22 protein-coding genes are annotated in these 20,853 nt (G+C 72.7%); 15 read left to right on the plus strand and 7 right to left on the minus strand.

The genetic code is table 11. The features are described 5' to 3' along the window. Positions 1–57 precede the first annotated feature (57 nt). The gene (locus ACFY0I_RS03350) at positions 58–1,422 is read left to right on the plus strand and encodes an NAD(P)/FAD-dependent oxidoreductase (RefSeq protein WP_388889493.1); all 1,365 of its coding nucleotides are present in this window, start codon (positions 58–60) and stop codon (positions 1,420–1,422) included. Between the two features lie 42 nt (positions 1,423–1,464). Here ACFY0I_RS03350 and ACFY0I_RS03355 read toward each other — a convergent pair whose 3' ends face one another. Continuing rightward, positions 1,465–1,962 (minus strand): MarR family winged helix-turn-helix transcriptional regulator, encoded by a 498-nt coding sequence (locus tag ACFY0I_RS03355; protein ID WP_388889495.1) that lies wholly within the window; start codon positions 1,960–1,962, stop codon positions 1,465–1,467. A gap of 98 nt (positions 1,963–2,060) precedes the next feature. Here ACFY0I_RS03355 and ACFY0I_RS03360 point away from each other — a divergent pair, with 98 nt between their 5' ends. The 10 genes from ACFY0I_RS03360 to ACFY0I_RS03405 all read left to right on the plus strand — a co-directional run bounded on the left by ACFY0I_RS03360 (position 2,061) and on the right by ACFY0I_RS03405 (position 10,675). Continuing rightward, positions 2,061–3,263 carry a PP2C family protein-serine/threonine phosphatase gene (locus tag ACFY0I_RS03360; protein WP_388889496.1) on the plus strand — a complete coding sequence of 401 codons (1,203 nt, stop codon included), beginning with the start codon at positions 2,061–2,063 and terminating at the stop codon, positions 3,261–3,263. A gap of 107 nt (positions 3,264–3,370) precedes the next feature. Next, complete coding sequence (locus ACFY0I_RS03365; protein WP_388889499.1) at positions 3,371–4,651, plus strand: PP2C family protein-serine/threonine phosphatase; 1,281 nt, start codon at positions 3,371–3,373, stop codon at positions 4,649–4,651. Positions 4,652–4,695: 44 nt separating this feature from the next. Continuing rightward, a complete protein-coding gene (locus ACFY0I_RS03370; protein ID WP_388889502.1) occupies positions 4,696–6,402 on the plus strand; it encodes an ATP-binding protein in 1,707 nt (568 codons plus the stop codon). Beyond that, complete coding sequence (locus ACFY0I_RS03375) at positions 6,399–6,857, plus strand: response regulator (RefSeq protein ID WP_388889504.1); 459 nt, start codon at positions 6,399–6,401, stop codon at positions 6,855–6,857. Before ACFY0I_RS03370 ends, ACFY0I_RS03375 begins: the two co-directional genes overlap by 4 nt. A gap of 25 nt (positions 6,858–6,882) precedes the next feature. Next, the gene (locus ACFY0I_RS03380; protein ID WP_388889506.1) at positions 6,883–7,245 is read left to right on the plus strand and encodes an STAS domain-containing protein; all 363 of its coding nucleotides are present in this window, start codon (positions 6,883–6,885) and stop codon (positions 7,243–7,245) included. Positions 7,246–7,358: 113 nt separating this feature from the next. Then, entirely contained in the window at positions 7,359–7,799 is a 441-nt protein-coding gene (locus ACFY0I_RS03385) for an ATP-binding protein (RefSeq protein ID WP_388889509.1), read from the plus strand. A 91-nt stretch (positions 7,800–7,890) separates the two neighbouring features. Next, entirely contained in the window at positions 7,891–8,595 is a 705-nt protein-coding gene (locus ACFY0I_RS03390) for a restriction endonuclease (protein ID WP_388889511.1), read from the plus strand. A gap of 60 nt (positions 8,596–8,655) precedes the next feature. After that, a complete protein-coding gene (locus ACFY0I_RS03395; RefSeq protein WP_388889514.1) occupies positions 8,656–9,102 on the plus strand; it encodes a secondary thiamine-phosphate synthase enzyme YjbQ in 447 nt (148 codons plus the stop codon). Between the two features lie 33 nt (positions 9,103–9,135). Beyond that, positions 9,136–9,759, plus strand: coding sequence for a flavodoxin family protein (locus ACFY0I_RS03400; RefSeq protein ID WP_388889516.1), 624 nt, complete (start codon positions 9,136–9,138; stop codon positions 9,757–9,759). A 220-nt stretch (positions 9,760–9,979) separates the two neighbouring features. Further along, positions 9,980–10,675 carry a hypothetical protein gene (locus tag ACFY0I_RS03405; protein ID WP_388889518.1) on the plus strand — a complete coding sequence of 232 codons (696 nt, stop codon included), beginning with the start codon at positions 9,980–9,982 and terminating at the stop codon, positions 10,673–10,675. Between the two features lie 5 nt (positions 10,676–10,680). Here ACFY0I_RS03405 and ACFY0I_RS03410 read toward each other — a convergent pair whose 3' ends face one another. Next, entirely contained in the window at positions 10,681–11,541 is an 861-nt protein-coding gene (locus ACFY0I_RS03410) for an SDR family oxidoreductase (RefSeq protein ID WP_388889520.1), read from the minus strand. A 447-nt stretch (positions 11,542–11,988) separates the two neighbouring features. On the opposite strand from ACFY0I_RS03410, the gene ACFY0I_RS03415 reads away from it, so the two are divergent. After that, complete coding sequence (locus ACFY0I_RS03415; RefSeq protein ID WP_388889522.1) at positions 11,989–13,404, plus strand: lamin tail domain-containing protein; 1,416 nt, start codon at positions 11,989–11,991, stop codon at positions 13,402–13,404. A gap of 127 nt (positions 13,405–13,531) precedes the next feature. On the opposite strand, the gene ACFY0I_RS03420 is transcribed toward ACFY0I_RS03415, so the two are convergent. After that, complete coding sequence (locus ACFY0I_RS03420) at positions 13,532–14,131, minus strand: TetR/AcrR family transcriptional regulator (protein WP_388889524.1); 600 nt, start codon at positions 14,129–14,131, stop codon at positions 13,532–13,534. A 152-nt stretch (positions 14,132–14,283) separates the two neighbouring features. On the opposite strand from ACFY0I_RS03420, the gene ACFY0I_RS03425 reads away from it, so the two are divergent. Further along, positions 14,284–14,736 carry a hypothetical protein gene (locus tag ACFY0I_RS03425; protein WP_388889526.1) on the plus strand — a complete coding sequence of 151 codons (453 nt, stop codon included), beginning with the start codon at positions 14,284–14,286 and terminating at the stop codon, positions 14,734–14,736. Positions 14,737–14,819: 83 nt separating this feature from the next. Then, positions 14,820–15,551 (plus strand): DUF4839 domain-containing protein, encoded by a 732-nt coding sequence (locus tag ACFY0I_RS03430; RefSeq protein ID WP_388889528.1) that lies wholly within the window; start codon positions 14,820–14,822, stop codon positions 15,549–15,551. A gap of 38 nt (positions 15,552–15,589) precedes the next feature. Here the strand turns inward: ACFY0I_RS03430 and ACFY0I_RS03435 are convergent, their stop codons facing one another. Beyond that, a complete protein-coding gene (locus ACFY0I_RS03435; protein WP_388889531.1) occupies positions 15,590–15,967 on the minus strand; it encodes a hypothetical protein in 378 nt (125 codons plus the stop codon). A 296-nt stretch (positions 15,968–16,263) separates the two neighbouring features. Between ACFY0I_RS03435 and puuE the strand changes: the two genes are divergently transcribed. Beyond that, positions 16,264–17,172 (plus strand): allantoinase PuuE, encoded by a 909-nt coding sequence (gene puuE, locus ACFY0I_RS03440; RefSeq protein WP_388889533.1) that lies wholly within the window; start codon positions 16,264–16,266, stop codon positions 17,170–17,172. Between the two features lie 60 nt (positions 17,173–17,232). Here the strand turns inward: puuE and ACFY0I_RS03445 are convergent, their stop codons facing one another. The 3 genes from ACFY0I_RS03445 to ACFY0I_RS03455 all read right to left on the minus strand — a co-directional run bounded on the left by ACFY0I_RS03445 (position 17,233) and on the right by ACFY0I_RS03455 (position 20,533). Next, complete coding sequence (locus ACFY0I_RS03445; protein ID WP_388889535.1) at positions 17,233–18,654, minus strand: MFS transporter; 1,422 nt, start codon at positions 18,652–18,654, stop codon at positions 17,233–17,235. Positions 18,655–18,982: 328 nt separating this feature from the next. After that, positions 18,983–20,272, minus strand: coding sequence for a cytochrome P450 (locus tag ACFY0I_RS03450; protein ID WP_388889538.1), 1,290 nt, complete (start codon positions 20,270–20,272; stop codon positions 18,983–18,985). A gap of 84 nt (positions 20,273–20,356) precedes the next feature. Next, the gene (locus ACFY0I_RS03455; protein WP_388889540.1) at positions 20,357–20,533 is read right to left on the minus strand and encodes a hypothetical protein; all 177 of its coding nucleotides are present in this window, start codon (positions 20,531–20,533) and stop codon (positions 20,357–20,359) included. Positions 20,534–20,853: the final 320 nt, after the last annotated feature.

A 20,853-nucleotide genomic window follows, 5' to 3' on the forward strand; every position in this document is an offset into this window, starting at 1 on the left:
CCGTCGGACTGGGCAGGGGGACAGGTGACCCGGCTGCCCCGAGAAAGGACGCGAACCGTGACACGACCGAGGATCCTCGTGGTGGGCGCAGGCTTCGCGGGGGTGGAGTGCGTACGCCGGCTCGAGCGCAGGCTGTCCCCCGGCGAGGCCGACATCTCCGTGGTCACGCCGAACTCCTACCAGCTGTACCTCCCGCTGCTCCCCCAGGTGGCCTCCGGTGTCCTGACGCCGCAGTCCATCGCCGTCTCGCTGCGCCGCAGCAGCCGGCACCGGACCCGGATCGTCCCCGGCACGGCCATCGGCATCGACACCAAGGCCAAGGTCTGCGTCGTCCGCAAGATCACCGGTGAGGTGACCGATCACGCGTACGACCACCTCGTGCTGGCGCCCGGCAGCGTCACCCGCACCTTCGACATCCCCGGGCTGCTGGAACACGCGCGGGGCATGAAGACCCTCGCGGAGGCCGCCTACCTGCGCGACCACGTGATCGCGCAGCTCGACCTGGCGGACGCCAGCCAGGACGAGGCGGAGCGGGCCGCCAGGCTGTGCTTCGTCGTGGTCGGCGGCGGGTACGCGGGCACCGAGACGGCGGCCTGCCTCCAGCGGCTGACCGACCACGCGGTCAAGCGCTACCCGCGGCTGGACCGGCGACAGATCAGCTGGCACCTGCTGGACATGGCGCCCCGGCTGATGCCCGAACTCGGCGAATCGTTGGGGCAGGCGGCCCTGGACATCCTGCGGCGCCGGGGCATCGAGGTGTCGCTGGGGGTGAGCGTCGCCAAGGCGGGCCCCGAGGAGTTGACGCTGACCGACGGGCGCGTCCTGCCCAGCCGGACCCTGATCTGGACGGCCGGCGTGGCCGCGAGCCCGCTGATCGGCACCATGGACGCGGAGACCGAGCGGGGGCGCCTGGTGGTGACCCCCGAAATGACCGTGCCGGACGCCCCGGGGGCCTTCGCCCTGGGCGACGCGGCGGCCGTACCCGACCTCGCCAAGGGCGGGAGCGGCACGATCTGCCCGCCCACGGCCCAGCACGCCCTGCGGCAGGGCCGCACGCTGGCCGACAACGTGATCGCCTCGCTGCGAGGCCGACCGCTGCGTCCGTACGTGCACAAGGACCTCGGCCTGGTGGTCGACCTCGGGGGCACCGACGCCGTGTCCAAGCCGCTCGGGATCCCGCTGCGCGGCATCGCCGCCCAGGCGGTGGCGCGGGGGTACCACTGGTCGGCGCTGCGCACGAACGTGGCCAAGACCCGGGTCATGACCAACTGGTTGCTCAACGCGGTCGCCGGGGACGACTTCGTGCGCACCGGTTTCCAGTCGGGGCGGCCGCCCACGCTGCGGGAGTTCGAGCGGACCGACCGCTACCTCACGCCCGCGCAGGTACGGGAGCACACCCAGGGCCTGCGCACCGCCGACTGAGCACCCGTCGGTACTGCGCGATGAGCGGCCCGGTCCGCGCCGTCAGGCGCTCCGGGCCGCCGGGCTCTGCGGGGGCGCGAGCCGCAGCGGTCCGGCGACGGCGGCATGGAAGTCGGCGAGGCCGAGGGCCAGGGCGGCGCGGGAGGCGGCCGGCATGGTGGCCATCGCCTCCGTCAGGGCCGCTTCCCTGCGGGCCCGCAGCTCGTCCAGGTACCTCCGCCCCGCGGGCGTCAGCTCCAGTCGCAGCTCGCGACGGTCGTCGGGCCGCGTGCGGCGTTCCAGGAACCCGGCGGCCTGGAGCCGGTCGCACAGCCGGGTCACCGACGGCGGAGCGGCGCCCAGCAGTTCTCCGAGCATGCGCAGGTTGATCTCCTCGTTCCGCTCGATCAGGAAGAGGACCCTGGCCTGGGAGGAGGAGACGGGAGGCGCGGAGACCGAGTCGCGGCCCCGTTCCCAGACGATCTCCAGCAGTTCGATCAGATCGCTCATCCCCACGACCGCCGACGGGGCGCGGGGGGAGTGGATCGGCCCCGGACTCATGTGACACTCCCTACCGGACGTACTGGCTGCCCCTCACGGGCGGACCCGGCGGCTTCGTGGCTCCCCCATCTAAACAGTTCGCCGGAGAGGCAGGATCCATGACGGTGGCACGACCCGAGGAAGTCGCGGGGATTTTGCGGCGTGCCGCGCCGCACGCGCTGGTCGCGGAGGTCCGTGATCTGCTGGCCCGCGACTACCGTGCGGCCGGCGCCGAACTGCTGATGGCGGACTACGCCCTGGCCCGCCTGCGGCCCGTCACGGACGGGCCGGAAGGCGCCGGATCCGTGTCGGTGCGTACGAGTGCGCCGGGGCGGGCCTTCGGCTCGCAGGAGGCCCACGTGGTCTCCCGGGGGTCCGAGGTGACCGTCCACCTGCCGGTGAGCGTACGGGGCGACCGCCTCGCGGTGCTGAGCGTGGACTTCCCCGCGGACGCGTACGCGCCCGGGCTGCTCGGGGGGCTGCGGGACGTGGCCGACGCCCTGGGCCACGAGATCCTCGTCGCCGACCGCGACACGGACCTCTTCCTGCGGGCGAGACGGGCCACCCGGCTCACCCTCGCCGCGGAGATGCAGTGGGAGCTGCTGCCCGGCCGGTCCGCTTCCCGACCCGAATACGCGCTGGGGGGCCAGCTGGAGCCCGCCTACGCGATCTTCGGGGACTGCTTCGACTGGTCGGCGTCCGCCGAGCACCTGACGTTGACCGTCAACAACGGCATGGGCGACGGGATCGACGCGGCGCTGCTGACCAGCCTCGCCGTCAGCGCCCTGCGCAATGCCCGCCGGAGCGGTCTCGACCTCGTCGACCAGGCCTCCCTGGCCGACCAGGCCGTCCACGGCCAGTACCAGGGGCGCCTGCACCTGGCCATGCTCCTGCTCCGCTTCGAGCTGGACACGGGTGAGGTCGAGGTCATCGACGCCGGCTCACCCCGGATCTGGCGGCTCCGGCAGGGGACGGTGGAGAGGATCGAGCTGGAGGCTCAGCTTCCGCTCGGCATGTTCGAGGACACCGTCTACACCTGCCAGCGCTTGCGGGTGCTGCCCGGGGACCGGCTCTTCCTGCTGAGCGACGGGGTCTACGACGTCGCTTCCCCGAGTGGGGAGGCGTACGGTGTGCGGGCGCTGGGCCGGGCCGTCATGAACACCAGGCTGCTTCCGCCCTCCCAGGTGCCGCAGGCGATCCTGGACGAGCTGACCCGGCACCGGGGCGAGGTCCAGGCCTCGGACGACGCCATGGTCGTCTGCCTCGACTGGCACGGCCGGCCCGGCGCGCAGACGCGCGGGAGCAGCGCACAGGGTAATTGACCGGTTCAAATATTGCCTAACGGCAAATGATCATTCTAAGCTCACCCCCGACGCAACCGGGCGTCCCCCGGGCGCACGCGCTCCGTGGCGAGAGGGGAAGGCGCGCCATGGGGAGCACGATCGGCCTGGGGTCACCGCAGTCCGCCGACCGGACACCACCCGCGGCGAACGCACCCCGGCCCGCCACCTCCGTGGAGGAGGACCGCTCCCTCGCCCTGTGGAGCGGGCTTCCGCCGTACGTCCTGCTGATCGAGGACGACGAGGGCGACGCCCTCCTCGTCGAGGAACTGGTGGAGGACAGCGGGGTCGACCTGCGCCTCGGCCGGGCCCGCTCCCTCGCGGACGCCCTGTCGCTGCTGGAGAACGAGCCGCCCCAGTGCGTCCTGCTCGACCTGCACCTGCCCGACGCCCAGGGACTCGACGGCCTCACCAAGGTGCTGGCCGCGTCCGCCGAGGCCGCCGTGGTCGTGCTCACCGGCCTCTCCGAGGAGCAGGCGGGACTCGCCGCCGTGGCGGCGGGGGCCCAGGACTACCTGGTCAAGGGCCGCCTGGAGGCCGACGTCTTCGTCCGGGCCATCAGGTACGCGATCCAGCGCAAGCGGACCGAGCTCGCCGCCGTCTCCTTGCAGGCGAGCAAGCTGCGCGCCGAGGAGAACGCCCGCCTGGAGCGGGGCCTGCTGCCGACGCCGCTCCTCCTGGACGACGGCGTCACGGTCTGCGCCCGCTACCGGCCCGGCCGCGCCCAGGCACTGCTCGGCGGGGACTTCTACGACGTCGTGCAGACCCGCGACGGGGCCACGCACGCCGTGGTCGGCGACGTGTCGGGGCACGGGCCGGGCGAGGCCGCCCTCGGGGTGTGCCTGCGCGTGGCGTGGCGGGCCTTCGTGATGGCGGGCGCGCGGGGCGAGCAGCTGCTCGAGCTCCTGGAGGAGATCCTCCTCGCGGAGCGGTCCGGGCCCGAGATCTTTGCCACACTCATCGCCGTCACCCGCTCTCCGGGCGCCGACGGCATCTCCGTGCAGCGCGCCGGTCACCCCGGTTTCCTGGTCCGGTCGGCGGCGGGGGTGGACCTGATGGAGGTGCCCGGGGGACCCGCCCTCGGCATCATGCCCGGCTGGGGCGCGGACTGGCCCGTGACCGAGGTCCCCATGGACCCGGACGGCGCCGTGATGCTCTTCACCGACGGCCTGATCGAGGGGCGCGTCGGCCCCGGGTCCGAACGCCTCGACGAGACGGGCCTGCTCGAGATCGCCCGCCGGCACGCCGGGCTGCCCGCCGAGACCTTCGTCGACACCGTCATCCACGCGGCGCAGAGCCGGGCCGCGGACTGGGGCGGGCTGGCCGACGACGTCGCCGTACTCCACCTCGAATGGAACACCCCCTCGTGAACGCCCGAGAACGAACCGAGACCCCTGCCGGCGAGCTCCCCCCTGTGGGGGTCACGCCGGACGAGGTCCCCTCCACCGAAGCCGAGGCCGAGCCCGCGGCCGAGCCCGAGCCCGCGGCCGAGCCCGCGAAGGCCGAGCCCGCCGGGTCCGGTCACGGCGGTCCGAGTCTGCGGGCCTGGCTCACGACCGTCCTGGCCGTACTGACCCTGATGGTCGTCGGCACGGGCATGGTGGGGGCGGCCCTGCTGGCGAACACCACCGAGACGGGCGACCGGCTCGTCGACGGGATCCTCCCGGCCCAGCGGGACGCGCTCCGACTGGAGGCGGCCCTGCTGGACCAGGAGACCGGGGTCCGCGGCTACCTCCTGGCCCGGGATCCGGCCCTGCTGGAACCGTACGACCGCGGCCTGGAGAGCGGGCGCGCGGCGGGCGGCAGGCTGGCACTGGTCCTGGGCGACGACGACGGGGTGCAGGACGACCTGGTCGCCGTGAAGGACGCCGCGCGCGTCTGGCAGGACGAGTTCGCTACCCCCGCCATAGCCGCGGTCCGCGGCGGCGGCGAGCCGCCCTCCGTCCAGGTGGGCAAGGAAAAGTTCGACGAGGTACGGGTGCGGCTCGCGGAGCAGCAGGCCCGACTGGACCGGGTCCAGACGGACGCCCGCACCACCTTCGGGGAGGCCCGCTCGGAACGCGACCGCGTGCTCCTGGTGATGGTGGTGGCGTTCCTGCTGGCGGGTGCCTGTCTCGGGATCCTGCTCCACGTGGGCGTCCTGCGTCCGCTCTCCTTGGTGCGGACGGCGTCCCAGCGGGTGGCGGACGGCTCCTTCGACGAGAGGATCCCCGTCCGCGGCCCGGCCGACCTGCGCTCGCTCGCCGAGGCGGTGGAGGCCATGCGCCGGCGGACCGTCGCGGAGCTGACGGCTTCGCAGCTCAACGAGCGGGAACTGAACCGAACGGCCGCGGAACTCGATGCGCAGGCGGGCGAACTGCGGCGCTCGAACGCCGAGTTGGAGCAGTTCGCGTACGTCGCCTCCCACGACCTCCAGGAGCCGCTGCGCAAGGTCGCCTCGTTCTGCCAGTTGCTGGAGAAGCGCTACGGGGAGCAGTTGGACGAGCGCGGAACCCAGTACATCGCGTTCGCCGTCGACGGCGCCAAGCGGATGCAGGTGCTGATCAACGACCTGCTGGCCTTCTCCCGGGTGGGCCGGGTGCAGGACGCGCGCGAGACGGTCGCCCTGGACTCCACCCTGGACCGGGCCATGCGCAACCTGGCCGCCGCCGTGGAGGAGCACTCCGCCGAGGTCGAGCGGCCGGAGCGGCTCCCCGAAGTCCTCGGCGACCCGACCCTCCTCACGATGCTCTGGCAGAACCTGGTCGCCAACGCCGTCAAGTTCCACTCCCCCGGGCTCGCTCCGCACGTGGAGGTCTCGCTGCTCGACGGCGCGACGGAACCCGGGTTCCACACCTTCGCCGTCACGGACAACGGCATCGGCATTCCCGCCGAGTTCGCCGAGAAGGTGTTCGTCATCTTCCAACGGCTGCACGCCCGGGAGACGTACGGTGGCACCGGAATCGGTCTCTCGCTCTGCAAGAAGATCGTCGAGCACTCCGGGGGGCGCATCTGGATCGACACGGCCCACACCCCGGGCACCCGGATCCTGTTCACCCTGCCCGTGCTCGCCACGGACACCGCCGTGGCCGGACCGGCCTCCGCACCCGAATCCGCAGTCGACGAAGGAACCAACCGATGACCACGCCCCCCTCCAAGCCGTCGACGGCGCCCGCGGAGATCCTGCTCGTCGAGGACGACGCCGGCGACGAACTCATGACCCGAGAGGCGTTCGAGGACAACAGGATCGGCAACGTCCTGCACGTCGTACGCGACGGGCTGGAGGCGCTGGACTTCCTCTACCGCCGCGGCGCACACGCCGGCGCGCCCCGCCCGGACCTGATCCTGCTGGACCTGAACCTGCCGAAGTACGACGGCAGGCAGGTCCTCGAACAGATCAAGACGGACCCGGAGCTGAGCCACATCCCGGTGGTCGTGCTCACCACCTCGGCGGCCGAGGAGGACATCCTGCGGAGCTACAAGCTGCACGCGAACGCGTACGTGACGAAGCCGGTGGACCTCGACCAGTTCATCCGGGCGATCCAGCAGATCGACGATTTCTTCGTCACCGTGGTGAAGTTGCCCCGTGCCATCTGAAAGCGCAGAAGAGGAAGTGGGGAACATGGACACGCAGAGCGGCGACGCCCGCAACTACGTCGAGACGCGGGCCGACGGGAACGTACGGATCGTCGTGATGGCCGGCGAGTTCGACATGGACACGGTGGGTGAACTGCGGACGGCGATGGATCCCGAGGTCGTCGGCATCGAACGGTTCGTCCTGGACGTCTCCGGTGTGACGTTCGTGGATTCGACCGCCCTCAGCATCATGCTGCAACCCGCCCTGAACCGACCGGTGGTACTGGCCGGGACGGTGCCGAGCCGCCTCGCTCGGCTGCTGGAGGTCACGGGCGCGGGCCGGGCGTTCGCCACCGCTCCCAGCGTGGCCGAAGCGACGGTCCTGACGCTCCCGCCCCGGCGGAGCTGAGCCGTGTTTCCGGCGAACAGGGCGGGCAGGACGTTTGCCTCTGCGATTGCCGGGGCCCGTGCGGGGCAGACGGACACGGTCCGCCCGTGACGAGCCCGACGAGGAGGTGAACGGTGCTGTCCGACAACGGCACGCCGCCGCACCCGGTACCGATCAACGCCATGCAGGCTCGGGACCGTGTGCGGTCGCTCATCGAGGCCTCCGGGATCACGGATGACGGCGGGGCGGGCGGCGACACCCTGACCGACGCGCTGCTCGTCACGTCGGAGCTGGTGACGAACGCGATCCGGCACGGGGGCGGGATCGTCGATTTCAGTGCCTCCGTGTCGCCCGCCGGTCTCCTGCTCGCGATCACGGACGCCAACAGCGACCACCCCGTGACCCTGCCCCGACCGCCCGGTACCGTCGGCGCGGGCGGGTTCGGCTGGCCCCTGGTCCGTCGACTGACGCGGAGCGTGGCGATCAAGCCGACGCCTCAGGGCGGCAAGCGCATCGAGGTCGTCATGCCCCTGGACGTGGCGGACCGTCCCACGGACCTCCCCGACCTGCACTGATTCCTCCCCTCCGCGTTTCAGCGGCGGCTTCCCGGTCACATGAGGAAGTGCGCCCTCCTGGTGCGCGGGACCGAGATGGGGGGACTTCCGTATGACGACACCCGAGGAGGACGCGAGGGCGTCCGCGCGGGGATCCGCGTCCGTGGGCCGTGACATGGTGCTGGCGGTGGGTTTGCTGGGCATATGCGCCGGCGGACTGGCCGTCTTCCTGAAGACCGCGGCGACAGCCGGGACGGGGTTGCCGTTGGTTCCCGTCGCGACGGTCGTCGTCCTGGTGATCGGCCTGGCCCTGGCGAAGTGGAGCGTGGCACCCGTCCGCCGCCGCCCCCGCCGGTTGCTCCCGAGCGGCCCCGACCCGTACGTCGCACCGCTCGCGGACATCCCGGATGTCGGGGGCGAGGCGCTGGACCACGCCGCGGTCGACGCCGACGGTTTCGAGCACACGGTGGCCGCGCTCTGCGCGCGCGACGGCTGCTCCCCGGTGGAGGTGGTCGGCGGCGCGGGTGACCTGGGCGCCGACGTCATCGCGACGACCGCGGACGGGCTGCGGATCGTGCTCCAGTGCAAGCACTACGCCGAGAACAACCGGGTCGGCTCGCAGGACCTCCAGCGCTTCGGCGGGACCTGCTTCGCCGTTCACGAGGCGGACGTCGCGATCGTCGTCACGACCAGCTCGTTCACCGCGCCCGCCACGGAGTACGCCGCCGCCTGCGACATCCTCTGCGTCGACGCGGACGCGCTGACCGCCTGGACGGACCAGACCGCACCTCCCCCGTGGGAGACCCGCACTCGCTAGGTTGCCGACACAGGCCGCGGGCTCCGTACGCGTACGGGCCCGCGGCACGAGGATGGGGCCATGGCCGACAGTTTCGACACCTTCGTTTCGCGCACGGTCGACGTGACCACCGGGGGCCGGGAAACCGTCCTCGACCTGACCGAGGTCATCGACTCCTTCCTCCAGGAGGCCGCGCGGGGGCGCGACGGTCTCCTCAACGTCTTCACGCCCCACGCGACGGCCGGTCTCGCCGTCATCGAGACGGGCGCGGGCAGCGACGAGGACCTCCTGGACGCACTGGGTTCCCTCCTGCCGACCGATGACAGGTGGCGGCACCGGCACGGGTCGCCCGGGCACGGGCGGGACCACGTCCTGCCGGCGATCGTCCCGCCCCACGCGACGCTTCCGGTGATCGGCGGGGTCCTGCAGCTGGGCACCTGGCAGTCGGTCACCCTGGTCGACACCAACGGGGACAATCCGCGGCGCCAGGTACGTCTGACCTTCATGGGACACTCCCCCACCGCCTGACATCTTTGCCCGGTGCGCGGGTAGCCGGACCCCATGGACACCACTGGAACCACCCCCCTGCGCGCTGTCGCCCTCGTCTGCACCCTGTCCCCCTCCCCGGCCCCGTCCAGTTCCCAGTTGCTGGCCGAGCAGACCATGGCGGCCCTGTCCGAGCACGGGGTGACGGGCAAGACCATCCGGATCGCGGATCACGACGTGAGGCCCGGAGTGAAGACGGACATGGGTGACGGTGACGCCTGGCCGGAGATCCGGGACACGATCCTGGGCGCCGACATCCTGATCCTGTCGACGCCGATCTGGCTGGGGCACGCCTCCAGCATCGCGCAGCGGGTGCTGGAGCGCCTGGACGCGGAGATCTCCGAAACCGATGACGAGGGCCGCATGCTCACCTACGGGAAGGTCGCGGCGGTCTGCGTCGTCGGCAACGAGGACGGCGCCCACAAGGTCAGCGCCGACCTGTTCCAGGGGCTCAACGACGTCGGTTTCTCCCTCGCCCCGAACGCCGTCACCTACTGGGTCGGCGAAGCCATGCAGGGCACCGACTACCAGGACCTCGACAAGACCCCGGAAGCCACCGCGGGCACCACGGCCACCCTCGCGGCGAACACGGCCCACCTCGCGCGCCGCCTCAAGGCCGCCCCGTACCCGGCGACCTGATCGCCGTCCCGGCGGTCCTTCGCTTCTCGTCGTGACGGTCGGGATGGCCGGGACCGGGGCCGGCAGGACCGGTCCCGCGAACGGCGGAGCCGGAGTTCGGGGCGGGGACCCACCCGATCGGCCGTACGGAGCGGTGGGGCCGCCGCGGGGGATGCAGGCTGGAGGGAGCCGGTCCTGAGGGTGACCCACGGGCGCCCGACCGGGTGAGGAGGTGAGGCCGGTGGCCGGCCTGGAGTCCCTGGCCTCGTTCGCGCCCTTCCTCGTACCCGTGGTCACCGGCCTGGTGGGCGGGATCAGCCTCCTGATCAGGGATCGCCGCGAATCGCGGAGCGCCGACCACCACTACCGCAGGAGGCTGGAGCGGGCGCAGATGGAGGTCCGGTTCATCACCAGCTGGATCGAGGCCAAGAAGCTGGCCCCGACCTCGGTCCCGAACCCGGAGCCGGGCCACTGGCTCGACGAGTGCTACGCGTCGGTACGCAGCTTCGAGGCCGCGTCCCGGCGCCACCGGGGCGGACCGGGCAGGGTGCGGCGCCTGCTCCTGCTGCGTCCCCTGCACGGCCGCCCGGCGAAGGCCGCACGAATCCTGTACTGGATCGCCCTCCTCGTCTTCAACGCGGCCCTCGCCTGGTGGGTGAGCATGATCGTCGACGGTCCTCCCGCCTTCCTCGGGGACGACCCGCAGTCCGTGTCCGAGAACATCGACTCGACGCTCGGGTTGGCGGGCTCCTTCCTGTTTGCGGCCGTCGTCCTGTGGGTGTGGACGGTCAACCTGGACGCGACGGAGGTGAGGGGCGGCTCCCGCTCCCGGATCGACCCGGCGGCCTGGGCGGCGCGTGAGGCCGAGCGGCGGGGCGCCGCGGGCGGGAAGCGGGACCGGGGACCGGGCGGGGACCCCGACGGCGCCGCGGACTGACCGGCTCACGCCACCGCGGTGGGGGTCACGCCGGTGGCGGCCCCCGGCCCCTGTATGAGGACACGGGCGGCGGCGAATTCCTCGCGGGAGGCCTGCTCCGCCAGGTCCAGGTAGCCGAACGCGTCGTCGCCGACCGGGATCCGCAGGGGTGTGGGCGTGTCGGCGGCGACGATGTCGAGGACCCGCGCGGCGAAGTCCTCGGGCCGCCCCGTCTCCGGGTTGTCCGCGAGGGCGCGCGCTCCTTCGAGCATCTCGCGGTTGGTCACGTCGTAGGCGGGGACCCTGTGGCGGGCTTCGGCCATGGAGGTTCCGTAGCGCGTGGCGAACATGCCCGGTTCCACTACGGTGACGCGGATGTTGTGCGGGGCGGCCTCGACGGCGAGGGCCTGACTCATGCCTTCGAGGGCGTGCTTCCCGGCGACGTAGGCGGCCAGGCCCGGGAAGGCCATCCGGCCGACCACGGAGGAGACGTTGACGATGTGGCCGTGTCCCTGCGCCCGCATCAGGGGCAGGACGAGACGGGTGAGCCGCCACGGGCCCACGACGAGGGTCTCCAGTTGATCGTGCAGTTCGGCGTCCGACACCTCCTCGACCGCGCCGAACAGTCCGACGCCTGCGTTGTTCACGAGGATGTCGATGCCCCCGAGACGGTCCAGCGCCGTACGGACGGCGTCCTGGCAGGAGGCGGCGTCACGCAGTTCCAGCGGGACCGCGACGATGCGGCCGGGCCAGGCCGCCACGAGTTCCTCCAGGTCGGCGGTCTTGCGTGCGGTGACCGCGAGTTCGTCCCCGGCCCGGGCCGCGGCGGTGGCCAGCGCGTGCCCGAGTCCTGATGAGCATCCCGTGATCAGCCAGCGTCGTCCCATCGTTCCCCCGTCGTGTTCGTGGTGCCTGATGGAGTCGTGCGCCGCGATGCCCGGCGGCCGGATCGCACCGTGCCGCGCGAACCGCCGGACGGCGTACCGTCGCGTTCCGGCCGGCCGGAACGCGACGGCAGTTCATCGTCAGGGGGGTTGCGCACGGCGGCCATCCCTCCCGTGGGGGCGTGCGGAGGCGCGCGGGCGCACGTCAGGGCGCACGGCGCCGGCCGCTGCCTTCACGTCGACGGGGCATGCGGGCCGCCCACACCCGAGCCTTGCCGCGCGGGTGTTGCCGCGGGTGCCGCCGCTGCGGCCCGGGGGGGCGGCGCACGACGCGTTCCGTCGGCGTTCATGATCCGCCCATGTCGCGGGGGGCGGTTGTTCGGGCCGGGCCGCGAACCTCGGGCGGTCCTGAGCTCACGAACGAGCTCCACGATCCTCGGGAAGTACACCGTGACCGAATCGCGCGCACCCCGTCGGCGCCGCACCCTTGCCCTCTGGCCGGCCGTCGCCGCCACGGCGTTGGCCGTCGCCCTGTCGGGCGCCCCCGCCCAGGCCGCGCCCGCCGATGACATCCGCATCAACGAGGTGGTGACGACCGGCGACGTCGACGACTCGATCGAGCTGTACAACAAGGGCGCCGCCGCCGTCGACGTCTCGGGCTGGATCCTCAAGGACGACAGCAACAGTTCGAAGTACAAGATCGCCTCCGGTACCACCCTGGCTCCCGGGGCCTTCCGTTCCTTCGACGTCCACTCCTCCTTCGGTCTCGGCTCCTCCGACAAGGCGCGCCTGTACCTGCCGGACGGCAGCACGCTCGTCGACAGCTTCATCTGGAGCAAGCACTCGGACCCGTCGTGGTCGCGCTGCCCCGACGGCACCGGAGCGTTCGAGGCCGGCGCACCGACCCTCGGCGCCGCCAACTCCTGCGGCACCGGCGGCGGCACCACCCCCGTGGCATGGCCCGGCGGTTCCTCGGTGGCGAACGCCGACGCCTCCAACGTGTTCGGCCAGGACCTGAGCGGGCTCCAGCAGGACGGCGCCGTGATGTGGGGCGCCCAGAACTCCGGCAAGCTGTGGCGCCTGGTCCCGAACGGCTCGGGCGGCTGGACCCCCGACACCACCGGCGGCTGGTCCTCCGGCAAGACCCTGCGCTTCCCCGGTGGCTCGGGGGCGCCGGACAGTGAGGGCGTCACCGTCACCGGCTCGGGCGCCGCCGCCGGGGTGTACGTCGCCTCCGAGCGCAACGGCGACGCCTCCGGCACCAGCCGACTGTCCGTCCTGCGCTACGACGTGAGCGGCTCGGCCGGCACCCTGACCGCCACCCGGGAGTGGAACCTGACCTCCGACCTGCCCGCGGTCGGCCCCAACCTCGGTCTCGAAGCGGTCACCTGGGTCCCGGACGGCTACCTGACCGGCGCGGGCTTCAAGGACTCCTCGACCGGGGCCGGCTACGATCCCGCCCGCTACGGCGCCCACACCGGCGGCGTGTTCTTCGTCGGCGTCGAGGGCACCGGCATGATCTACGGCTACGTCCTCGCCGACTCGGGCGCGTACACCCGCGTCGCGGCCCTCGGCAGCGGCATGCCCGCGGTGATGGAACTCCAGTGGGAGCCGCAGGCGTCCCGCCTGTGGGCCGTCTGCGACGACACCTGCTCCGGCCGGCACCACACCCTGCGGGTCGACGCCTCGGGCGCCTTCGCGACGACGGCCGTCCACAACCGGCCCACCGGCATGTCGAACCTGAACAACGAGGGCTTCGCGATCGCCCCGGCCGGCGAATGCGTCGCCGGGACCAAACCCGTCTACTGGTCCGACGACAGCAACACGAGCGGCCACGCCCTCCGCAAGGGCACCATCACCTGCTGACCCGTCGCGGCACGCGGCCCGGGAGGGGTGGACCACCACCCTTCCCGGGCCGCCGTTGGTTCCAGCGTGCACCACGGAGCCCCCGAACGGAGGCGTCCGCGATCCCAGGCGTCGAGACCCAACGGCGCTACCGCGGCCGATCGGGATCGGCCGCTCCGACGGCCTCGATGCCGGCGATCAGCACGTCGAGGCCGCGCTTGACGCGGTCCACGTCCCAACCGCGCTCGCTGCGCTGATGGTCGAAGAGGCCCGGCGTGTAGGCCATGAGCAGCAGGTCCGCCAGATAGGCGGCGTCCACACCGGGGGCGAGCTCCGCGACCATGCCCACGACCTGCTCGTGGTGCCGACGGAACGGGGCGCTGCGATAGCGCCCCGCCGGCGCGCTCGCCTCGGCCAGGAGCAACAATTCACGGTTCGTGTCGACGAGTTCGACCATGCCGTGCAGGAAGGCGCGCAGGCGGTCGGCGGCCGACGGGGCGGACCCGTCGGCGCAGCGCCGCGCGAACCCTTCCTGGAAGCCGACCTCGTTGTCCTCGATCAGCGCGTAGACGAGCCCCGCCCGGTTGTGGAACCGCCGGTAGACCGTGCCGACCCCCACCCCGGCTTCCTTGGCCACCGCGTCCAGGGACAGCTCGGCGAAGCCGTCCGCAGCGAGCAGGCGCCGGGCGGCGTCGAGGATGCGGAGGCGATTGCGGGCGGCATCGGCGCGCTCGGTGGGGGCGGTCATGTGGTGCAGCGTAACGGACGTAGCGGAGAGCTCTCCGGTTTACCCCTTGAGAATCGGAGAGCTCTCCACTTAAGGTTGCACCCAACCAACCGGAGAGCTCTCCGCTTGATGGCCGGAGCTTCAACGCGCCGAATCCGCAAGGAGATTCACCCATGAGCACCACGCCTTCCTCCCCCGCTCCCCTCCTCGTCGGTCAGACCATCGGCATCGCCTACCACGCGATCGCAGCCGTCCGGGACCGACTCCTCGCCTCCTCCGGCCTGACCTTCCACCAGTCCGTGGCCCTCAAGGCGATCGCCGACGGGCACGACCGCGCCGGCGCCATCGACCACGTGTCTTCGACACTCAAGGTCGACACGGCGCAGGCCCGCACCCTGCTCGACGAACTCGCCGATGCCGCACTGCTCGACGGCGCCCGAGCGTCCCTCACCGACAAGGGCGCCGAGGTCCAGCAGACCCTCACCGACGCCGTGGCCCGACTGACCGAGCGGTTGTACGGCGACCTCCCGACGTCCGAACGAGAGGTCGCCGCCCGCGCCCTGGCCCACGTCACGGCCAGGGCCAACGCCGAGCTCACCACACCCGCAGCGTCCCGGCAGGCCTGACAGCGACCCACATTCCTCGCGCGGTCCCTTATGCTCGCGCAGCAGTTGGTACGGACAGTTCATTTCAGGGGGCGCGGAGCCGCATGGCCGACGAGATCAAGTACGAGCACAAGACCGTGCGGGCAGTTCGCGGCACCGACAGTTCGGTGATCTCGAAGCTGCGGGAGGACGGCTGGGAGCTCGTGGACCAGACCCCGGGCGTGCTGCGCTCCACGCTCGAATTCCGGCGGCCGAAGAAGCCCCTGCCGCGGCTCTTGATCGGCGCCGCGATCGGCGGCTTCGCGCTCCTGGCCGTCATCATCGGCGTGGGCGCGGCACTCGAGGACGGAGGCGACAAGAAGGGCGAGTCGAACAAGCCGACGGCGGCCACCGCGAGCGCGAAACCCTCGGCCACGTCGACTCCGATCGCGGCCGGGTCGGCTGCCGCCGAGGTGATCACCACTCAGAACAACCCGGAGTTCGCGGCGCTGCTGAAGACGTCGGACTCCTGCGACGGCGCGAACGCGGCCTTCGCGACCAAGTACAAGGGCAGGACGGTCGCCTTCGACGGCTCGATCGTGCACATGGCGCCCCACGGTGACTACGACACCCGCTACGACTTCCTCCTGGGCCCGGGCGACCAGGGCCCGCAGACGGTGATCGGCCCGGCGTTCAAGTACGAGGACGTCAACATCCTCGAACTGAAGCTGACCGGCCGGAACACCCCCGCCGGCGTCCGCGCCGGCGATGCGTTCCGCTTTGTCGCCGAGGTGGGCGAATTCAAAGCGAACCAGTGTCTCTTCTTCCTCGACCCGGTATCGACGGAATCCCGATAGCCAAAAGGGGCAACCGTGTCATCGCCGAGGGGCAGCGATCAGGGCCGGGCGGGCGGGGGACTGACCGGCGGCGTTTCCAGGGATGGCCCCGGCTTGATCTTGAGCGATTGGATCGGGGCGCCGATGGTGACCATTCCGGCGCTGAGCGGCGTCGGGTCCCACGGGGCGCCCGAACAGTTCTCGCCCTGGTAGACGAACACGGCCGCAGAGCTGTGGTTGCCGACCGAGCCGAAGGTGCTGCCCGCGGGAGCGTCCGGGAAGAGTTCCTTGACGGTGTAACAGCGGCCGTCCTCCGGAGACTTGATGAGCTTGCGCGGGGCGGTGATGAGCTGTCCGTCGTCCCCGGGACTGCTCAGGGAGACCTGCACGTCGCCGACGGCGGCCGTGGCCGCGGTCGGTAGGGTCACGGCGAGCATCAGGGCACTTCCCGCCGCGAGACAGAGCCCGACACGGCGGGCGATCGGCCGACGGAGCATGGCAACCTCCAAGTGCCGGGGATAACGGGATGCTCCCGCCGTGCCCAGTATCCGCCGGGGCCGGCTCCGCCGCACCCTGCACGCCACGCGCACGCGCCGTCGCGACCCCGGGGCCGGTCGGGACCCGGCAGCCCCGCGCGTCCCCGCCTGCCGGGCCGGGCGCAGGGCTGTCGCCAGGGCCGGCAGCGGCGTGGCCACTCGCCGTCCGCCCGGTCGTCGGCGGTACATTGCCGCCTGTGTCCGACTACCCGCGCGACCTCGTCGGTTACGGTGCCGAGCCGCCGCACGCGGCCTGGCCCGGTGGCGCCCGCGTCGCCGTCAGTCTCGTCCTCAACTACGAGGAGGGCGGCGAACAGAACGTCCTGGAGGGGGATCCGACCTCCGAGGGCTTCCTCCACGAACTCGTGGGCGCGCCGCCCGTGGTCGGCGGGCGCGAGCTGAACGTGGAGTCGCTGTTCGCCTACGGCTCGCGCGCCGGCTTCTGGCGCGTCCACCGCACGCTCGCCGCGCACGGGGTGCCGCTCACCGTGTACGCCGTGGCGCAGGCACTGGAACGAAACCCGGACGCGGCGCGGGCGATGGCCGCCGCCGGCTGGGAGGTGGCGAGCCACAGTCGGCGTTGGATCGACTACCGGCACGTGCCCGAGGACGTCGAGCGCGCCGACATCGCCCGCTCGATCGCGACCATCGAGCGGCTCGTCGGCCGCCGGCCCGTCGGCTGGTACACCGGCCGGACGAGCCCCCACACGCGAAGGCTCGTCGTCGAGGAGGGCGGGTTCCTCTACGACTCCGACGACTACTCGGACGACCTGCCGTTCTACGTCGAGGCGGCCGGGCGTCCGCACCTGGTGGTGCCGTACAGCCTTGACGCGAACGACTTCAAGTTCCTGATCGTCCACGGCTTCACGACCGCCGACGACATGCTCACCTACCTCATCGACACGTTCGACGCGCTCCACGCGGAGGGCGCCGACCGCCCGCGGATGATGAGCGTCGGCCTGCACGGTCGGATCATCGGCCGGCCCGGCCGCATCCGGGCGCTCGACGGCTTCCTGGACCACGTCGCGTCGCGCGGCGGGGCGTGGATCGCCACGCGCGAACAGATCGCACGGCACTGGCTCACCGCGCATCCCCCGACCCCCTGAGCGCTCTCCGTCCGGTCCCTCGGCGGCGCCCGGTGGAGCGCCGCCCCGTCCGTCGGCGGTTCAGGCCCCGGCGACCGCGCGCCGGGACCGGACGGGTCCGGGGGTCGGGCGCGCGAACACGGGGAACGCCGGGGGCGGGGTGGGGGTGGGGGCGGACGGGAGCAGGGGCCGACGGCCGTGGCGGGCTGCGGCGGCGAAGGCCGTGCCGGCGAGGGCCGCGCAGCCCGCTCCGGCCAGCCAGAACGCCGTCCGGGGGCCCAGGGTCTGCGCGAGGGCGCCGGTCAGGGGTGCGCCGATGGCGGCCGAGCCGAGGGTGAACAGCATGCCCAGTCCGGCCACCCGGCCCTGGAGGGCGGGGCCGGCGCCCAACTGGAGGGCGGTACTGGCCGTCGTGGTGAAGCACAGGGCGGCGGCGCCGATCGGCACCAGTACGAGGCCGAAGGCCGGCAGCGACGGGGAGAACCCGGCGACCGTCTGGAGGACCGCCAGCGCCAGGGCGCTGACCGCCAGCGTCCTGAGCGGACAAGTACGCAGTCGTGAGGCGAGCAGGGCGCCGCCGAGCGCGCCGACGGCCAGCATCGTGCTCAGCATGCCGAACGATTCCGGTGCGGCGCCGAAGCCGGTGGTCGCCAGAGCCGGCAGGAGGACCGCGAAGTTCAGCCCGACCAGCCCCATGAGTCCGCTCAGCACGAGGACGCAGCGCAGCTTCGGGTGGGCCACCACCTCACGGATGCCGCCCGGCGCGGGGCGCCCTGCCCCGGTGGACCCGTGCCGGTGGGTTGCCCTCGCGGACGGGGTGCGGGCGCCGGCAGGTGCGTGGTTCCGGCTCTCGGCGGGCCGGACGGTGAGCAGGGTGACGGCGCACAGGAGCGTCAGGCCCGTGCAGAACAGGAACGTCCAGCCGACCCCCAGGCAGGCGATGACGAGGCCGGCGAGGGCGGGGCCGACGATCCGGGCGAGCTGGAAGCCCGCCGACGCCAGGCCCGTGGCGCTCCGGCGGGCTTCGGGGGCCACGAGCTGGGGAATCAGCGCCTGCCGCGTGGGGCCCTCGAGGGCCGATACCAGTCCGAGCAGTCCGGCCAGTACGCAGACCGACCACATCCGGGCGGTGCCGGTCAGTACCAGTGCGGTCATGACGAGCGCCAGCGTCGCGCTGACCGCGTTGCACAGGAGCATGAGCGGGCGGCGCCGGTAGCGGTCGGCGATCGCGCCGCCTCCCAGGCCGCAGAGCAGCGCCGGCAGGCACTGCACGGTCACGACCAGTCCGACGGCGGCGACGCTGCCGGTGAGCTGGAGCACGAGCCAGTCCTGCGCGGTGCGCTGCACCCACGTCCCGACGCCGGCCGCGGACTGGGAGAGGAGGAACCGTCGGAAATCGCGGGAGGCGAGGGCTCCCTTCCCGGCGGCGGCGGTGCGCAGGGCCCGGGTGGGGCCGGTCAGCGCGGCGAGCGGGCTGCGGAGGGTGCTGCGGACGGTGCACATGGCACGGACGCTCCTGGGCGGGGTGGGTTCGTGGCTTCCGCGGCGGCGGCTCGCGCGCTTCCCGGGCTGCGGGTGCGGGCGGTTTCCGCCGGTGGCGACGCCGTCCGCGGAGCCGGGTGGCCCCGTACCTGTGGCGGGCCTGCTTGCCGCGGACTTCTTCGACCTTAGGAACGGACGCGGCCCGGCGGCTTCCTCCAGGAGGTCCTCCGGCAGGATGAACGCCGCCTCGCCCGATCGGCCCGGCCGCGGGGGCCGGGCCGATCCGGGACACGTGACCTCGCAGCAGCCGTGGCCCCGTGAGCGGAGGACGTACGACCGGCCGGTGTCGTCAGGGGCAGACGCCGTCGCAAGCGATGTCGAGCCGGCGCGGGCCGCGCAGTACGGCGTTGTGGCGGTACGGCGGCGGATCGGCGAGCAGGCGGGGGCGCTCCAGGCGCGTGGCGAGGCGGGTCAGCGCGATCTGTGCCTCCAGCCGGGCCAGCGGGGCGCCGAAGCAGCTGTGGATGCCGCTGCCCAGGCCCAGGTGGCACAGGTCCTTGCGGTCGGGGTCGAAGCGCTCCGGTCGGGCGAACCGTTCCGGGTCCCGGTTGCCGGCGGCGAGGACGAGCCAGATCGACGCGCCGCGGGGAATGGTGGTGCCGCGTACCTCGATGTCGGTGAGCGGGGTGCGCTGCGGGAGCAGTTGGACCGGAGGCTCGTAGCGGAGCAGTTCCTCGACCAGGGGCGCCGCGTAGCCGGGGTTCTTCCGCAGCCGGTCGAGCGCCTCGGGGTGGCGGAGCAGGGTGAGGGTGCCGTTGGCGATGAGGTTGACCGTCGTCTCGTGTCCGGCGATGAGCAACAGAGCGGCGGTGGTGAGGAGTTCGATGGTGCTCAGGGGGCCGTCCGGGCCGGTGGCGGAGGCCAGCTGCGAGAGCATGTCGTCGCCGGGTCGGCGCCGGCGTTCCTCGATGAGTTCGGCGAGGTATCCGCCGAGTGCGAGCCGCGCGTCGCGGGAAGCGTGCTGACGCCGCGCGGGGTCGGGCTCGTCCGGGTCGGGGTCCAGGCTCGCGGCGATGGCGTCCGCCCAGGTGTGGAAGCGCGCCTCGTCCTCGCGGGGCACTCCCAACAGACGGCAGATCACGGTCACCGGGAACGGGTAGGCGAACTGGCTCACCACGTCGATGTGTCCCGGGTCCCCCCGGGCGCCGATCCGGTCGATGAGGTCGTCGACCGCGGCCTCCAGCTCGGGGCGCATGTCGTTCACCCGGTGCGGGGTGTGCGGCGGCCCGAACTGCCTCATCGTGGCGCGGCGCAGCCGGTCGTGCTCCGGCGGGTCCAGTCGCAGGAAGCTCGGCGGGAGCTGTCCGGACCCGGCTCCGGCGGGGTTTTCACCGGCGTCCGCGGATCCGGTCGCGGCCTCCGCCTCGGACAGCGGATCACCGGCCGTGGTGGCGAGGTTCCGGGCTTCCGAGCTGACCCGGGGGTCGTGGAGCAGGTCCTGGATGTCCCGGAAGGCGCTGATCACGTACGGGCCGTCGGCCTCCTGGTGGACGGGGGTGGGCCGCAGGAGTTCGTAGAGCGGGTACGGGTCGGCACGGTTCTCGTAGTCGAGGATGCGGTGCAGGAGGTTCTGGCTCACGGGGATGCCGCCCTTCGGTGGGGAACGCGTCCGCGCCGGGGCCGCGCCGCGCACGGCGCGGAGCGGCCCGACGGGGCTCCTGGTTCAGGCGGCGCGGCGCGGGCCTTCGGCGCTGTTCTTGGCGGCGCAGCCGCAGTTGGGGCTGTAGCAGAGCCGCTTGTCACCGCTGTCGGCGCGCCGGCCGGGGCACAGTTCGAGGGTGAGGGGCAGGGTGGCGGCCGGTGCGTACGACCGGTGCGGGGTGGGGGCGGACGCGTTCATCGCGGGCTCCTTCGTAGGAAGGTCGACGTCCGGTGGGACGCCTGTTCTCACGCTAGGAGGGTGGCTCCGGGCGTCCTGTCCTCCGGACGGTCCGTCGCGGGACGACACCTGGGCCGTCCCTTTCGGACCTCGCCGGTCGGGCGGGATCCGGACGAGCCGGCCCGGCGCCGCTCCCGGTTCGGGGCGGCCCCCGCGATCTCCCGACGGGCCGGCGGATCGACCGTTCGCAGGACACCGGACGGGGGTGGGGGCGTGCTGAGCTGGTCCGGTGCCGCGAGCGCGGCCCGTACGGCGCTCCGTGCGGGTTCCGTACCGCGGTA

The organism is Streptomyces sp. NPDC001568, assembly GCF_042893755.1.
GTDB lineage: Bacteria > Actinomycetota > Actinomycetes > Streptomycetales > Streptomycetaceae > Streptomyces.

Excerpts from the sequence above, each read along its gene's own strand:
- ACFY0I_RS03390 (WP_388889511.1), top strand. The coding sequence starts at position 7,891 with ATGACGACACCCGAGGAGGACGCGAGGGCGTCCGCGCGGGGATCCGCG.
- ACFY0I_RS03420 (WP_388889524.1), bottom strand. The coding sequence starts at position 14,131 with ATGACCGCCCCCACCGAGCGCGCCGATGCCGCCCGCAATCGCCTCCGC.
- ACFY0I_RS03430 (WP_388889528.1), top strand. The coding sequence starts at position 14,820 with ATGGCCGACGAGATCAAGTACGAGCACAAGACCGTGCGGGCAGTTCGC.
- ACFY0I_RS03360 (WP_388889496.1), top strand. The coding sequence starts at position 2,061 with ATGACGGTGGCACGACCCGAGGAAGTCGCGGGGATTTTGCGGCGTGCC.
- ACFY0I_RS03375 (WP_388889504.1), top strand. The coding sequence starts at position 6,399 with ATGACCACGCCCCCCTCCAAGCCGTCGACGGCGCCCGCGGAGATCCTG.
- ACFY0I_RS03455 (WP_388889540.1), bottom strand. The coding sequence starts at position 20,533 with ATGAACGCGTCCGCCCCCACCCCGCACCGGTCGTACGCACCGGCCGCC.
- ACFY0I_RS03410 (WP_388889520.1), bottom strand. The coding sequence starts at position 11,541 with ATGGGACGACGCTGGCTGATCACGGGATGCTCATCAGGACTCGGGCAC.
- ACFY0I_RS03380 (WP_388889506.1), top strand. The coding sequence starts at position 6,883 with ATGGACACGCAGAGCGGCGACGCCCGCAACTACGTCGAGACGCGGGCC.
- ACFY0I_RS03445 (WP_388889535.1), bottom strand. The coding sequence starts at position 18,654 with ATGTGCACCGTCCGCAGCACCCTCCGCAGCCCGCTCGCCGCGCTGACC.
- ACFY0I_RS03365 (WP_388889499.1), top strand. The coding sequence starts at position 3,371 with ATGGGGAGCACGATCGGCCTGGGGTCACCGCAGTCCGCCGACCGGACA.
- ACFY0I_RS03395 (WP_388889514.1), top strand. The coding sequence starts at position 8,656 with ATGGCCGACAGTTTCGACACCTTCGTTTCGCGCACGGTCGACGTGACC.
- ACFY0I_RS03400 (WP_388889516.1), top strand. The coding sequence starts at position 9,136 with ATGGACACCACTGGAACCACCCCCCTGCGCGCTGTCGCCCTCGTCTGC.
- ACFY0I_RS03355 (WP_388889495.1), bottom strand. The coding sequence starts at position 1,962 with ATGAGTCCGGGGCCGATCCACTCCCCCCGCGCCCCGTCGGCGGTCGTG.
- ACFY0I_RS03435 (WP_388889531.1), bottom strand. The coding sequence starts at position 15,967 with ATGCTCGCCGTGACCCTACCGACCGCGGCCACGGCCGCCGTCGGCGAC.
- ACFY0I_RS03425 (WP_388889526.1), top strand. The coding sequence starts at position 14,284 with ATGAGCACCACGCCTTCCTCCCCCGCTCCCCTCCTCGTCGGTCAGACC.